We start from the raw sequence: 14646 nt of genomic DNA on the forward strand, positions 1-14646 counted from the left end.
AATCCATTGGTTTTATGGTATAAAAAAGAAGGATAAAAAAAGAATAGAAGGTGATGAAACGTGGAAATTGCTATTATTGCGTTGTTTATCGTCAGTATAGCGCTAATTGCATTCTCATATTCTCAAAGAGATCCGATGAAAGATGTAGAACAGGAACTCGAAACCCTGCAGCTTTCTGCAATGCAGGAAATTTACAAGCTCAAAAAGAAAATGACAGTGCTTGAGGAAGAATTACTGGAAACAAACCTTGTCATCCGCAAATCAAAGCATAGCGATATCAATCAAAAGATCGCCAAACAGATACTTTCTAAATATAATAACGGCATGTCTGCTGAAGCAATTGCTAAAGCTGAGCATGTATCAGTGGAAGACGTAAATACGATTATTAAAGATAACGAGAAGGTGCTCGTATGACAAAACGGGGCATTCAGGCATTTGCTGGCGGCATCATTTTAGCGACAGCCGTTCTTGCAGCTGTTTTTTATCTGACTGATGAAGATCAGGCCGCTGCTGTAAAAGAAAGTAAAACAGTAACAGAGCAAGACGTGACCAATTACCTTGATTCTAAAAAAATGGTTTCTGTGAACCGTGATGAATATCAAAAACTTCTTGATTCAAAAGAGAAATCGTTGACCGATGACAGCAGCTCAGACACAAAAACAGACAAAGTCAAAACGTACAAGCTCAAAATTAAAGATGGCATGAGCACTGCAGATGTCTCGGCTATCCTTGAAAAAGAAGGCATCATCTCCTCGGCTCAAGACTTTAATGACTATGTCATTGATGCCGGCTATCACAAAGAAATCCGCGCCGGCGAGTTTAAAGTGAAATCAGACATGAGTTTCAAAAAGATCGTAAAAACGTTAACACGATAAAAAAACAGGCTGACTGTCAGCCTGTTTTTTTCATCCAAACTTTCCTGTAATGTAATCGAGGGTTCTTTGATCCTGCGGGTTAGAGAACATTTTATTCGTATTGTCGCATTCAACAAGCTCGCCCATGTAGAAAAAGGCGGTTTGATCAGAAACCCTTGCTGCCTGCTGCATGTTATGTGTAACGATGACAATCGTATATTTATTTTTCAGCTCGAGAATGAGCTCTTCAATTTTTCTCGTTGAGATGGGGTCCAGTGCAGATGTCGGCTCATCCATCAGCAAAATATCAGGATTTGTCGCAAGCGCTCTGGCGATACAAAGACGCTGCTGCTGGCCGCCTGATAGCGAAAGGGCGGATGAATGCAAACGATCCTTCACCTCATCCCATAACGCCACGTCCTTTAATGACTTTTCCACTATGTCCTGCAGCTTCTTTTTATTTTTGGTGCCGTGGACTCTCGGTCCGTAAGCCACATTATCAAAGATAGATTGCGGAAACGGGTTCCCTTTTTGGAAGACCATGCCGATATTTTTTCGCAAATCCACGATATCAACTTTATCCTTTAAAATATTGCTGCCATTATAGTTCAGCTCTCCTGCAAGCTTTACATTCGGCGTCATTTGAATCATTAAATTCAATGTTTTGATGAAAGTTGATTTCCCGCATCCTGATGGCCCGATGATCGCCGTGACCTCGTTTTCATGAATGCTCAAATTGATATTTTTTAAAGCATGGTGCTGTCCATACCATAAGTTCATTCCATTGACTTGATAGACTTCGTGTTTCATTACAGCTTCGGTAGCAATACTCATTGCCGCCCTCCTATCCGAATTTCCCGTTAATATAGTCCTCTGTCTTTTGCTGCTTCGGACTTGTAAAAATCTGTTCTGTCTGTCCGTACTCTACAAGCTCGCCGTTTAAAAAGAATGCCGTCCGGTCAGAAACCCGCAGAGCCTGCTGCATATTGTGCGTAACAATGATAATCGAGTATTCGCTTTTCAGTTCTGTAATTAATTCTTCTATTTTTGCATTTGATATCGGATCAAGCGCTGAAGCTGGTTCATCGAGCAAAAGTACAGCTGGCTTCATCGCAAGCGTTCTCGCGATGCATAAACGCTGCTGCTGGCCGCCTGACAACGAGAGTGCAGATGAATGCAAACGGTCCTTCACCTCATCCCAGAGCGCTGCTTTTGTTAAGCTTTCTTCCACAATCTCATCTAAAACGGCTTTATTCCGCTCTCCTGCATATTTCAATGCATGTGTGATATTCGCATAGATCGATTTTGGAAATGGATTCGGTTTTTGAAAAACCATTCCGATTTCTCTTCTTAAGCTGACAACGTTAATGTTGCCACCCAGTATATTTAATCCTTCATAAAGGATTTCACCTTCAGCTCTTGCAGAAGGAATTAAGTCATTCATTCGGTTAATGTTTCTCAAAAAAGTAGACTTTCCGCATCCGGATGGTCCAATCAAAGCGGTCACCGCATTCTTTTCTATATCCATGTTCACGTGATGAACTGCTTGCTTATTTCCATAAAAAATAGACAGATCTTTCACTTCGAGCACGTGGCGCTGCTTCGGAACGATGACAGCACGCTCAGGTTTTTCTTTTACCATTTGTTCAGACATGTTTTTCGCCTCTTCCCGTTCTAATTTGCCGTAAGCTTTTTATAGATCATCGTGCCAAGCCATCTCGCTGCGAGATTAAACACAAGAACAGAAATCACCAGAACTGCAGAACCTCCGTTGGCGATCGCTTCAGCATCCGGAATCATTCCTTGCGTATTTACGTTCCAAATGTGGACCGCCAGTGTTTCAGCGGGCCTGAAAATATTAAGCGGCGATGTTTCCGAAAACGGGTTCCACTCTGTAAAATTAAGACGTGGCGTTGTCAGACCGGCAGTAAACAATAAGGCCGCCGCTTCCCCGAACACCCTTCCTGATGCTAAAATTGCCCCTGTGATGATAGAAGGGATCGCACTTGGAATTAAAACGGTTTTTACAGTATGCCAGCGTGAAACTCCTAAAGCGAGTGAGGCTTCCTTCAGATCTTTAGGAACTGAACGGATCGCGTCTTCTGTCACACGCACCATAACAGGCAGGTTAAAAACAGTTAACGCAAGCGCCCCGCCTATGATCGTATATCCCCAGCCTGTTAAGTTAACAAACATCAGTAATCCAAACATTCCAATGACAATAGACGGAAGAGATGAAAGCACCTCTATACATGTTCTGATGAAATCAGTCACTTTGTTATTCGGCGCGTACTCAGCCATGAAGACTCCGCCGCCCACACCGAGCGGGATTGTAATGAGCATTGTAATAAACAAAATATAAAAGGAGTTAAACAGCTGGTCGCGTATACCTCCTCCAGCTGCAATCGCACTCGATTTTGTTGTAATAAAATCGAAGCTGAGCTGAGAAACACCGTTGATAAGAATATAGGAAAACAAGCCTACTAGAATTGCAGCGATAACGGCTGCACACAAACCAAACATTCCAGTCGCCAGTTTATCTGTTATTTTGCGGTTCATTACACTTTCCTCCTAGATGACAAGTAGCGAATAAGCAGGATGAACAAGAATGACATCACCAGAAGCACAAGCCCCATTGACCAAAGTGTATTATTTTCAACACTGCCGTATGTGGTGTGGCCCATATTCAGCGTGATGATCGTGGTAAGTGTTCCCGCAGTGTCAAACAGGCTTTCCGGCAATACTCTTGTATTTCCAATGACCATCTGAACAGCCAAAGCTTCACCAAATGCCCGTGCCATACCAAGCACAACAGCTGTCATTAATGTTGGAAAAGCTGCAGGCACAAGCACTTTTCTGATCGTCTGCCATCTTGTCGCGCCAAGCGCGTAAGAACCTTCTCTTAAACTCTTCGGTAGAGAAGCCATTGCATCTGCAGAGATCGATGTGATAGTCGGCAGAATCATGATAGAAAGGACAATCGTTCCCGCCAATAAACTGTGCCCTGTTCCGCTCGATTTGAACTGGGCGATAAACGGCACCAATACTGTAAGACCTATGAATCCATAAACAACAGATGGAATGCCGACTAAAAGCTCAATCACCGGCTGCAGCACTTTCTTTCCCCAATTCGGCGCAATTTCTGTCATAAAAATCGCACCTGCAATACCTAGCGGCGCAGCAATGAGGGCAGAAAGAATCGTTACTGCAAATGATCCAAAAATAAAGGGCAGCACTCCATATTTCGGATCAGTATCTGTAGGGTTCCAATTTAGGCTCGTTAAGAATTCAATTGGGCTTACACCATTTACAAGAAAAGATTGCAGCCCCTTAACGCCGAGGAAAATAGTAATCGCAACAGATGCCGCAATCATAATAAGCGCACAAGCTGTCACTATCATTCTTCCTCGAACTTCATCCAATTGCCGATTTTGCCTAGAGCTGATTAAGCGCTCGCTCACAGACATATTTTCTCTATTGTTTATCATTGTTTTACACTCCTATGAATGTGTTAAGAGGAGAAACGGTTGTCCCCGCACTCCTCTTTTTATTAAGATCAGCTTTGCTTCCCGTTGGCATCGCGTGTCACTTTCATATCAGTAACCGGAATGTAGCCTTGGTCAGTAACAATGCTTTTTTGAATGTCTTCACTCTTTAGATAATCAAGAAATTCTTTAGCTAAATCTTTCGCTTCACCTTTTGTATAAGAATGCTGATAAGCCCAGATCGGATACTCGCCAGTTGTGACATTTTTCGCTTCAGGTTTTACACCGTCAATTGATAGAGCAGTTACTTTGTCATCTGTTAAATATGAGAATGCAAGATATCCAATCGCTCCAGGAGTATCAGCAATGATTTTTTTCACCGTGTTGGAGGAATCTTCAGTAATGCCTTCTGCAGGTTCTTCTCCGTCTAGCGCATATTTCACAAATGTAGCACGTGTGCCAGAAGAATCAGGACGGTTTACAAGTGTAATCTTTTGGTCTTTGCCGCCGAGCTCTTTCCAGTTTTTAATTTTACCAGTGAAGATTTTTTTCAATTCATCTTTTGAAATATCCTTCACACCAGCATCAGGGTTTACAGCTGCTGCCATACCAACGACTGCGACTTGATGATCGACAAGCGCTTTTGCATCGATGCCTTCTTTTTCTTCAGCAAAAACGTCCGAATTCCCGATCTGAACAGCTCCTTCAGAGACTTGAGAAAGCCCTGTTCCAGAACCGCCAGCTTGTACCTGTATATCGGCATCAGGGTTTTCTTCCATAAATTTTTCTGCGGCTGCAAGTACTAGTGGCTGCATAGCCGATGAACCAGAAATGGTTAAAGAACCTGATGCTTTTCCTTCTCCTTTTGCAGAATCGCTATTCGATTTTTCACTTTCTCCCGCATTTCCGCATGCCGCTGCAATGATCATAAAAGCAGCCATCAGAAGCATAAGCACCAATTTGTTTTTTTTCATTTCCTGAATTCCCCCTGCGTATAATGTGTAATTTGTCCTACACGTATAGAGTAAAGGTTCTATGTAAAAAGGGTTTGAACCGAATGTTAAGGTTTTGTAAATCAGTGCGTTTTTTTGTATAAAAAAAACGCCCACATCATGTGAGCGTTTCTTTTTAGTTATCAGAAGACGTTGTGTTTTCTGCGTTTTCTTCGATTTTATCTTTATTCTTTTGCTGTGTATCTTCTTTGTCCTGCTTCGATTTCAGCTCAAAATATTTATCCATTACCTCTCTGCCGATTTCGTTTGTAATGGTATATTTAGCGCTGTAATCAATATAAGCCCAAGGTACTACAACAGAGATCGCAATTTCAGGATTATCAGCCGGCGCATAAGCGACAAGTGTCGTATTATAAGTCGCTGTTCCTGTTTTTGATTTATCAGGCCCGTCATAGAACGATTGTGCTGTTCCTGTTTTCCCGGCAGGCTGATATGATGCTGACGCAAATTGGCTGGCAGCTGTCCCTTTTGTCATCACTCGTCTGAATCCGGCCTGTACTTCTTTAATGTATTCACTCTTCATGTCGATTTTGTTCAGCACTTCCGGCTGAACGGACTGCACGACAGCACCAATTCCTTTTTCAGCATTAGGTTCTCTGACTTCTTTTACTAGCTGAGGCTTCAACCGGTAGCCGCCGTTTGCAATCGTTGATACATATTGTGCCAGTTCCAGCGGTGTATACGTATCGTACTGGCCGATTGCATAGTCAAGCAAGAATCCCGTTAATCTGTCTGTACCTTTATAGCCTGTCATTTCATTCGGAAGATCGATTCCAGTTTTAACTCCCAATCCAAATTGGCTGAAGTAATTCCGGAATGTATCAAAGGCCGTTGTATCAATCGGTAAAGCTTGATGCGGTTTATATTCACCTTTTCCGAGTGCAATCGCCGTTTTAAACATAAATACGTTGGAAGACTGCTCTAAGGCTCTTTGAATATTGACCGGTCCTAAGTTCGTCCATGATTTTTTACCATTTTTATCCTGTCCGATATACAATGGTTCATCCTGAAACACTGTATTCAGGTTGATGGCACCGGTTTGCAGGCCCGTCAGCACGGTTGCACCTTTGACAGCCGAACCCATGGCATAAGATGACGTCATATTTCCTAGCGCGTAATCATCAATTTTATATTTCCCATTTTCTTGTTTAATCTGCTTACCCGCCATTGTCAGCACTTCACCGTTTCTCGGGTCCATCATTACAACGAATGCCCGGTCTAATAATTCAGTGCTTGGTCTTGCTTTAGCTGATTTGAGATTCTTCTCAATGATTTTTTCCACTTCTTTTTGCAAATCAATGTCAATCGTAAGTACGAGATCTTTACCGGCTTTGCCCTCAGAAACGGTTTTCGTTCCCGTGACATTGCCGTTTGAATCCGTGATGTTTTCCACCTTTGCTTTTTGTCCCTGCAGAAGGCTTTCGTATTGGTATTCAATATAACTTTTTCCGACCCTGTCATTTCGGCTGTAGCCAAGTGATAGATAATGGTCGAGCAAGTTGGACGGAAGCCCTTCATCAGAGCTGGAAACACTTCCGAGCACTGAGCGAAGAAGGTTTTTATACGGATATTCACGTTCCCAATCGGACGTGACATCAACACCAGGCAGTTCGTCTAAATGTTCACTTACAACTGCCATTTCTTTCGCTGATACATCTTCGTTTTTGATATATTGGGGGGTCAATGCATATCCTGAATCCATCTGTCTTTTGATGGCGAGGATTTGCATGTCTTTATCCGTCAGTTCATTCAGCTGCTTATCAGTAATCCGTTTTAGCTGAAGCTGATATAAATCGTCATCGGATAAAGTTTTGTCTTCAACCTGCTGTCTTTCTTTAGCGGTAATCAACTTTTTGGCTTCTTTCGGCCTAGTTAAAATCCAATAATCCTTTTTATCCCGTTCTGTTACTTTTTTTGTGTCAACCTTAATCATATCAGACAGCTTTTTTGCAATTTTTAGACGCTGCTCTTGCGTGGTCGATTTAGATCTGGTGTATGTGATTGCATTTAAAGCCTTATTTGTCACGATGGCATTAAAGTTTCGATCATAAATTTTCCCGCGCGGCACCGCTGAGCTGACTTCACTTTGCTCCTGTTGATTGGCTTGATTTTTGTAATCATCGCCTTGCACGATCTGCTTAATGCCTAATTCCACAATGATCCAGGTAAATATAACAAAGGCAGCTAAAAATAAAATATTTAACCGGATCGGAAGCGACTTCTTTTTCTCTTTATGATTTTGCTTTTTTGGTTTATTTCTCCTCATAACATCACCTTTTTCTATTTACAGAAAGAAAAGACACTCAAGTAAGAGTGCCAGTTTTCATTTTAAAGGTTTTTTCGACTTTTTTCTACAGATAACCCCTTTTTGACAAAAAATTATCTTTCGCCTTTTAAAAGAGTCGGTTCGGTTACCCTTTTTTGGCCGTCTTCTTCCATGGTTTCATTTTCCCCTTCTTTCTCCTTAAAACGGATATCCTTGACAAAGTAATAAATGAGCGGATGTCCTAAGCCCAATATAGCAAGTGACAAAGGAATGCCCATATCCTCCTTCAGGAGGGCCACAATGAGGAGAAAGCATAAAATGGAGACAATTCTGCCGGCGTTTAAAAACATTTCCCTCAGCACGATATATTCAATTCTTGCTTTTCTCGCATGTCTCGCCCGGCCGATCACATCATATGTCAGTGAAACATATGGAACAAGCAACAAAGGATAGCCGATCGCAATAAAAACACCATACGTCAATAATGTGGTAAAGCTCATATGAAACAGAAGCAAAAACAGCGCTCCATATAGAATAAGGCCGCCCAGTAAAATTGATTTTTTTCTGGCCTTTTTCTTAATCAGCCTTGATGCAAAGTAGTAGGCAAAGAAGGAAACAGCTGAATTGACCAGACCGAATGTGCCGAGCGCCAGTTCGCTGTTTGTCTCAATAAATACAAATACACTGATTAAAAAGACAAAAATCCCTTCTCTCAAGCCCTGAAAAAAATGCGCATTCGTAATTCTCCGCCAATCCATATTGCTATGTCGCTCTCCAAATACTTTGCTCAGCATAAAACGGCCCTTTGATTCTCTCCGTTTTAAAAAAAAGCTCATCACGACAGCCAATGCAAATAAACTGAGGGAGAGACTGAAAATCACAGTGTAACCCGTATTATTTTCAAGCCTTGAGATCACAAATCCAGCTACTATCGGGCCGATCATTCCTGCGGAGGAAGACAGAATGCCCATAAATCCGTTGAAAAAATCACGCGTATCAGGCTCTGTTATTTCAAAGGTCAGCACGTTAAACGCAAGCCAATAAAAGCCATAGCCCACTCCGAGCACAGCGCCGATCAGCACGAGACGGCTGGCCGCCGTTTCTCCGGCTAAGAGCACACTTAAATAAAAAGCTGCTAAAAAAATCACGCCAAATCTTAATATGAACACCCGGTCTATTTTTTTGGCTAACCGCCCAGCCAAATAAAAGGTTATCGGCTGCATTGTCACAATGGATAAATTATATATCGCCAAATCAATAAATTTCCCTGACTGCTTCCAAAGATACACATTAACAAATGTATTGGACAGTGCAATTCCCAGCGAGTAAAGCCCTCCAATGGTCAGCAGAAAGAGTAACCCTTTGTTTACGTCTACATCACCAATCACTTTTTTTAGTTTGCTCATGACTGACTCCCCTTTACTATCCCTTAGTCTGTCTCACTCAAACCGAGATATGTAAAAAGAAGACATAAAAAAACAAGGCCCCATATGAGGACCTTGCTTGTGTCATTATTTTGCTTCACTGTATAGACGAGCCACTTCGTCCCAGTTGACAACATTCCAGAAAGCTGAAATGTAATCAGGACGGCGGTTTTGATAGTTAAGGTAGTAAGCATGCTCCCAAACGTCAAGACCTAGGATAGGTGTTTTGCCTTCAGAAAGCGGAGAATCTTGGTTTGGCGTGCTTGTGATTTCAAGTTTGCCGTTGTTCACAACAAGCCATGCCCAGCCAGAACCGAAGCGTCCAGCCGCTGCTGCTGCGAATTGCTCTTTGAATTTGTCAAAGCTTCCAAATACACTGTTGATCTCTTCAGCAAGCGCGCCAGTCGGCTCGCCTCCGCCGTTTGGAGATAAAAGTGTCCAGAATAATTTGTGGTTCGCATGTCCGCCGCCGTTGTTGCGGACTGCAGTGCGGATGTTTTCAGGAACAGAATTAAGATCTGCAACAAGCTCTTCAACTGATTTGTTTGCAAGAGCAGTGTTTCCTTCAACCGCTTTGTTTAAATTTGTAACGTATGTGTTGTGGTGTTTCGTATGGTGAATAGTCATAGTTTCCTTGTCGATATGCGGTTCTAAAGCATCGTATGCATAAGGTAATTCTGGAAGTTCGTAAGCCATGATAATTCCTCCTTAATATATATATGTACTGAAATGCCGCTTCACAGCGAGCCTTTCTTCATTCAATGTAACAAAAGAACGCTTTGTAATCAATGAAAAAGCTCACGTTTTGGCTCATTTCAGCGAACATATTTCACTTTAACCGATAATTAGCTCAATTAAACCTGCCGCCCGTAATTCTTATAGCACCGTCCATAAAAAATATCCGATCATCAAAAGCTGTATGATGCCCTTTGCAATAACACCTGTTAAAAAGCCGATAAGAGAACCTAAACCGATTTTAAACGCAGATTTTACGTCCTTTTGATGGACGATAAGCTCTGCACAAACAGCCCCAATAAACGGCCCTAAAATGATCCCCGCAACCGGAATAACGAATGGCCCGGCTAATAAGCCGATCGTGCTTCCCCATATGGCAGCTTTGCTTCCGCCGAACCTTTTTACTCCAAGCAGATTAGACACGTAATCCGCGGCGAATAATACTGCTGCAAAAACAGCTTCAACGAGCCAGAACATATAAGAATACGGACTGAATGAAAACAAAAATCCATACAATACAAAGCCCGCAACGATAAATACTACGCTCGGAATAACGGGATACACCAGCCCGATAAAGGCGATGATAAATACCGCCGCAATCAACAGCCAATACAATATGTCCATAAAATCCATCCTCCCTTTACACATCCGCCTTCTTCATGTCTTCCTTGTATTCACACGCAGGCAACGATACAATAAGCAACATATATTAGTTTAGCTAGGAAGTGAAGATAGTGAATGTATTTCAGCTTTTTATCAAAAGTACATACTCTCCCCGTGATATTGCAAAAACAAGATTTCTAGGAATCGGAAAAGCGATTCTTTATGTATTTTTGCTCTCTGTTCTTTTTGCAATTCCAACCGCTTATTATCTAAGCACAGGGACCGTCAAATCAATGAACGGCTTTAAAACCGTTTTACACAAAGATTTCCCTGATTTTAAAATTTCAAACGGCAAACTTCAAACGAATGAAAAAAAAGCCATGGAATCTCAGGCAAATGGTTTCGTTATCGTGTTTGATCCGACAGACGCCTATGGCACCGAACAAATCGAAGCAAAACAAAACGCGATCGGCATCCTTCAGGACAAATTTGTTTTGGCCATTGACGGACAAGCCCAAGAAATGCCTTACTCCATGATGCCGTCAGATTTGACAAAAAAAGATGTGATTGCAGGTTTAAACCAAAATAAAACGATGATCATAACTGTTCTTTCAGTTCTCATTTTTCTCGTAACAGCGGCAGGGAAATTTATTGAAGTCTCATTCTTAGCGCTTATCGGGGTAATCTTGAAGAATGCACAGAAAAAACATCTTTCCTACCATCAGCTCTGGAAGCTTTCTGCTTATTCTATCACCCTTTCGACCGTCTTCTTTACGATCATGCGTGCATTAGAAGCGACCGTTCCAAGTGAATTTTTGCTGAACTGGTTTGTCAACTTTGTCATCCTGTTTCTTGTTTTAAAAGAGATTCCTTCTAAAAAAGCCGCTGTATAATCTGAGACTGCATTCGCAGTCTCTTTTCTTTTGTCATGAATCTGAATGGACAAGCATACTATGGTATAAAATTTCGTATGCGGGAGGAAAAGCGATGAAGCGTCTCACCTTTGTGTGCAGCATTGTTTTTATTCTTTTTATTCTTTTTTATGATCTCAAAATTGGCACGATACCCATTCAGGACCTCCCTGTTTATGAAGCATCAGCAAAAACGGCCGCGCAAAAACCAGCATATCAAACAGTGAAGGTAAAGCCCGGTGACACCGTTATGTCGATTGTCGGATCAGCAGGCTCTCCGGACGACATTGTAAAGGATTTTGAAGCGCTGAATCCAAATGTGAAAGCCAACACCATTCAAGCGGGAACAGTGTACAAATTTCCGGTCTACCCTTAATTAACGTTAATTTCTTGTCAGTTCGGCGAAGACACTGTTACAATGTAATTTGTAAAATAAATTCACATAAACCATACTAGAATTGTTATATCTAGCAGCGGCAACTACAATTAAGGAGCGATTGCAAGTGAGTGAAATCACACATCGTACAAAAACGCGTCCCGTCAAAGTGGGACCTTTAACAATAGGCGGCAACAATGAAGTTGTCATCCAAAGCATGACGACAACAAAAACACATGATGTAGAAGCAACGGTTGCGGAAATTAACCGTTTGGCTGAAGCCGGATGCCAAATCGTCCGGGTAGCATGTCCGGATGAACGGGCGGCAAACGCCATTGCGGATATTAAAAAGCGGATTTCCATCCCGCTCGTTGTTGACATACATTTCGATTATAAGCTTGCGTTAAAAGCCATTGAAGGCGGAGCAGATAAAATCCGAATCAACCCCGGCAACATCGGCCGCCGTGAAAAAGTGGAAGCGGTCGTTAAAGCGGCAAAGGAAAAAGGAATTCCGATCAGAATCGGGGTAAACGCTGGTTCGCTTGAAAAACGGATATTAGAAAAATACGGTTATCCGACAGCCGATGGAATGGTAGAAAGCGCACTTCATCATATTAAAATCCTTGAAGATCTTGATTTTCACGATATTATTGTCAGCATGAAGGCATCTGACGTCAACCTTGCGATCGAGGCTTATGAAAAAGCAGCGAAAGCTTTTGACTACCCGCTGCACCTCGGAATCACCGAGTCAGGAACGCTGTTTGCCGGCACAGTAAAGAGCGCAGCTGGACTCGGTGCAATTTTAAGCAAGGGAATCGGAAACACTATGCGTATTTCATTGAGCGCAGATCCAGTGGAAGAGGTAAAAGTAGCAAGGGAGCTTCTGAAATCGTTCGGCTTAGCCTCCAATGCTGCCACACTTATCTCCTGTCCGACTTGCGGCCGAATAGAGATTGATTTGATCAGCATCGCCAATGAAGTGGAAGAATATATTTCTAAGATAAAGGCACCGATTAAAGTTGCTGTTCTCGGCTGTGCCGTAAATGGACCTGGTGAAGCAAGAGAAGCTGATATCGGCATCGCCGGAGCTCGCGGCGAAGGGCTCCTGTTCCGGAAAGGGAAAATTGTCCGTAAGGTTCCTGAGGAAACAATGGTAGAGGAACTCAAGAAAGAAATCGACATTCTTGCTGAGGAACATTATGCAAAGCTTGAAGCTGAAAAAGCAAAATTAAAAGAAGAGACACAAAAAGCTTGACGGGAACCCGTCAAGCTTTTTTGTGTTAGAAAAATGGAATAATAAATATTCCAAGCACTAATGAGACGACACCGATACCCATCGCCCAAGCTCCAAGCCCCTGGGCGCCTCTTCTTCTTGCGATATAGCCGACAATAATACCGGCAGCTCCCAATAAAACAGGCAGTACAAACAATGAGATAATGGACAAGGCTAAAGCAATGTAGCCTATTCCCCGTCCTTCATTGACATTGCCGCCACTGCGATCATTATCTCGGTCATTGGTGCGGTCAGCAGCACGGTAAGGTTCCGCGATTTCAGCAGCCGTTTCCTCAAAAAAACCATCATTGTCACGGGTAATATTTGTTCCTTCAGAACCATGATCTACATAGTAACTGTTGTTGTCACGTTTTTCGTAATCGTTTGCCACCTTCAATTCCCCCTTCTGTTTTTATTAAAGGAGCTTTTATAGTTTGATCTATTTTGGCTGATTCATGTTTGCTAAACTTTTCTGTTAATGTTAATTGTTTATGTTACACTTGAAGGGATGAAACTGAAGGAGTGTGGGCATGTTACGCTTAGGAATAGATATTGACGGCACAATCACGGCTCAGGATACATTCGTCCCTTATTTGAACCGCTCGTTTAATCTATCCATTTCATTAAACGATATGACGGATTATGATTTGACAAAGCTGTTACACATTACACAGGAAGAATTTTGGGATTGGATGAATCAAAATGAAGCAATCATATATAAGGAAGCATTGCTTGCGCAGCACGCAAAACAGTCACTTGACCTCCTCAAAGAGGAGCACAAGCTTATTTATATTACAGCGAGACGGACTCATTTAACTGATATTACCTATGAATGGTTTGACAAACAAAACATTCATTACGACCACATCGAACTTGTTGGCGGTCATCATAAAGTTGATGCAGTCAAAAATCATAACATTGATTTGTTTTTTGAGGATCATCATGGGAACGCAATGATGATTGCCAAAGAAGCAGGTATACCAGTAATTTTATTCAATTCCCCTTATAACCAGCTTCCGATTGATTCAAATATCATTAGAGTCAATAACTGGCTTGAAGCCGTTCAATGGATTAATCAAAACAAACATCAATTCATGCGTGTCAATAACTAAAAAAAGGAGCCTAAATCGAGCTCCTTTTTTTTCATATGCGCAATTATGCAGTAGTGTTTTCCTGGTTTTCCGCCGTACAATCAGGGCATGTCCCGTAAATCTCGAATTTATGCCCGCTGATTTGATAGCCATCCAAATCATCACAAAGTTTGTCCATCGGACATGATTCAATCTCTTTTGTTTTGCCGCAGGCAAGACAAATAAAGTGATGGTGATGATGAGTAAAGGAACACTTAAACCGGAAGAGCTTTTCACCGGACAGCTCAGTTGTTTCCAAAATACCAAGTTCTTCATATAAAGAAAGGTTTCTGTAGATTGTGTCAAAGCTTAAACCGGGATAATCATCATTTAATGCAGACAGTACGTTTTTAGCAGTAAGATACCTGTCTGAATCAGCAAATAACTGCAGCATATCTTCCCGTTTATTTGTATATTTATATCCGTTTTCTTTCAGTAGGTTCAACGCTTCTTGTACGTTCATGAAGGGTCCCCCTTTTCGCTTTGCTTAAGAACGTATCACATGTATGAAAAAGAAAATGGCAGCTGTTGACCAGCAAGCCATTCTCTTTACCAGATAAAATTATACCCATAAAA

At 41.9% G+C, this 14646-nt stretch carries 17 protein-coding genes; 6 read left to right on the forward strand and 11 right to left on the reverse strand.

Annotated features, from left to right (window positions below):
• Positions 1-60 precede the first annotated feature (60 nt).
• Both MOB98_RS15005 and MOB98_RS15010 read left to right on the forward strand, forming a co-directional pair.
• Complete coding sequence (locus MOB98_RS15005) at positions 61-414, forward strand: hypothetical protein (RefSeq protein WP_003226272.1); 354 nt, start codon at positions 61-63, stop codon at positions 412-414.
• On the forward strand, positions 411-875 hold the full coding sequence (locus tag MOB98_RS15010) for a hypothetical protein (protein ID WP_268362446.1): 465 nt from the start codon (positions 411-413) through the stop codon (positions 873-875). Before MOB98_RS15005 ends, MOB98_RS15010 begins: the two co-directional genes overlap by 4 nt.
• A 30-nt stretch (positions 876-905) precedes the next feature.
• On the opposite strand, the gene pstB (MOB98_RS15015) is transcribed toward MOB98_RS15010, so the two are convergent.
• The 9 genes from pstB (MOB98_RS15015) to MOB98_RS15055 form a co-directional block, all read right to left on the reverse strand.
• Complete coding sequence (gene pstB, locus MOB98_RS15015) at positions 906-1688, reverse strand: phosphate ABC transporter ATP-binding protein PstB (protein WP_268362449.1); 783 nt, start codon at positions 1686-1688, stop codon at positions 906-908.
• Positions 1689-1698: 10 nt separating this feature from the next.
• Entirely contained in the window at positions 1699-2508 is an 810-nt protein-coding gene (pstB, locus tag MOB98_RS15020; protein ID WP_268362451.1) for a phosphate ABC transporter ATP-binding protein PstB, read from the reverse strand.
• 20 nt (positions 2509-2528) lie between these two features.
• Positions 2529-3413: a phosphate ABC transporter permease PstA gene (pstA, locus tag MOB98_RS15025; RefSeq protein WP_268362454.1), complete on the reverse strand. Its 885-nt coding sequence runs from the start codon at positions 3411-3413 to the stop codon at positions 2529-2531.
• Positions 3413-4342, reverse strand: coding sequence for a phosphate ABC transporter permease subunit PstC (pstC, locus tag MOB98_RS15030; protein WP_013308020.1), 930 nt, complete (start codon positions 4340-4342; stop codon positions 3413-3415). The genes pstA and pstC overlap by 1 nt, the downstream gene beginning before the upstream one ends.
• Before the next feature lie 68 nt (positions 4343-4410).
• Entirely contained in the window at positions 4411-5313 is a 903-nt protein-coding gene (locus tag MOB98_RS15035) for a phosphate ABC transporter substrate-binding protein (protein ID WP_268362457.1), read from the reverse strand.
• A 154-nt stretch (positions 5314-5467) separates the two neighbouring features.
• Positions 5468-7618, reverse strand: a complete 2151-nt coding sequence (pbpA, locus tag MOB98_RS15040; RefSeq protein ID WP_268362460.1) for a penicillin-binding protein 2A — start codon at positions 7616-7618, stop codon at positions 5468-5470.
• 113 nt (positions 7619-7731) lie between these two features.
• Positions 7732-9024, reverse strand: coding sequence for an MFS transporter (locus tag MOB98_RS15045; protein WP_268362462.1), 1293 nt, complete (start codon positions 9022-9024; stop codon positions 7732-7734).
• A gap of 105 nt (positions 9025-9129) precedes the next feature.
• Positions 9130-9738 (reverse strand): superoxide dismutase SodA, encoded by a 609-nt coding sequence (gene sodA, locus MOB98_RS15050; RefSeq protein ID WP_064814232.1) that lies wholly within the window; start codon positions 9736-9738, stop codon positions 9130-9132.
• A gap of 180 nt (positions 9739-9918) precedes the next feature.
• Positions 9919-10401, reverse strand: coding sequence for a DUF456 domain-containing protein (locus MOB98_RS15055; RefSeq protein WP_268362464.1), 483 nt, complete (start codon positions 10399-10401; stop codon positions 9919-9921).
• Between the two features lie 110 nt (positions 10402-10511).
• On the opposite strand from MOB98_RS15055, the gene MOB98_RS15060 reads away from it, so the two are divergent.
• The 3 genes from MOB98_RS15060 (at position 10512) to ispG (ending at position 12922) form a co-directional block, all read left to right on the forward strand.
• The gene (locus MOB98_RS15060) at positions 10512-11273 is read left to right on the forward strand and encodes a DUF1189 domain-containing protein (protein ID WP_268362466.1); all 762 of its coding nucleotides are present in this window, start codon (positions 10512-10514) and stop codon (positions 11271-11273) included.
• A 94-nt stretch (positions 11274-11367) separates the two neighbouring features.
• Positions 11368-11667: a LysM peptidoglycan-binding domain-containing protein gene (locus MOB98_RS15065; protein WP_268362468.1), complete on the forward strand. Its 300-nt coding sequence runs from the start codon at positions 11368-11370 to the stop codon at positions 11665-11667.
• A gap of 121 nt (positions 11668-11788) precedes the next feature.
• Positions 11789-12922, forward strand: a complete 1134-nt coding sequence (ispG, locus tag MOB98_RS15070; RefSeq protein WP_081719859.1) for a flavodoxin-dependent (E)-4-hydroxy-3-methylbut-2-enyl-diphosphate synthase — start codon at positions 11789-11791, stop codon at positions 12920-12922.
• Between the two features lie 25 nt (positions 12923-12947).
• Here the strand turns inward: ispG and MOB98_RS15075 are convergent, their stop codons facing one another.
• Positions 12948-13337, reverse strand: a complete 390-nt coding sequence (locus tag MOB98_RS15075) for a DUF308 domain-containing protein (protein WP_268362470.1) — start codon at positions 13335-13337, stop codon at positions 12948-12950.
• 133 nt (positions 13338-13470) lie between these two features.
• Between MOB98_RS15075 and MOB98_RS15080 the strand changes: the two genes are divergently transcribed.
• Positions 13471-14052 (forward strand): hypothetical protein, encoded by a 582-nt coding sequence (locus tag MOB98_RS15080; RefSeq protein ID WP_268367269.1) that lies wholly within the window; start codon positions 13471-13473, stop codon positions 14050-14052.
• 43 nt (positions 14053-14095) lie between these two features.
• On the opposite strand, the gene zur is transcribed toward MOB98_RS15080, so the two are convergent.
• Positions 14096-14533, reverse strand: a complete 438-nt coding sequence (zur, locus tag MOB98_RS15085) for a zinc uptake transcriptional repressor Zur (protein ID WP_003237031.1) — start codon at positions 14531-14533, stop codon at positions 14096-14098.
• Positions 14534-14646: the final 113 nt, after the last annotated feature.

This window comes from Bacillus sp. N13C7 (assembly GCF_026790065.1).
GTDB lineage: Bacteria > Bacillota > Bacilli > Bacillales > Bacillaceae > Bacillus.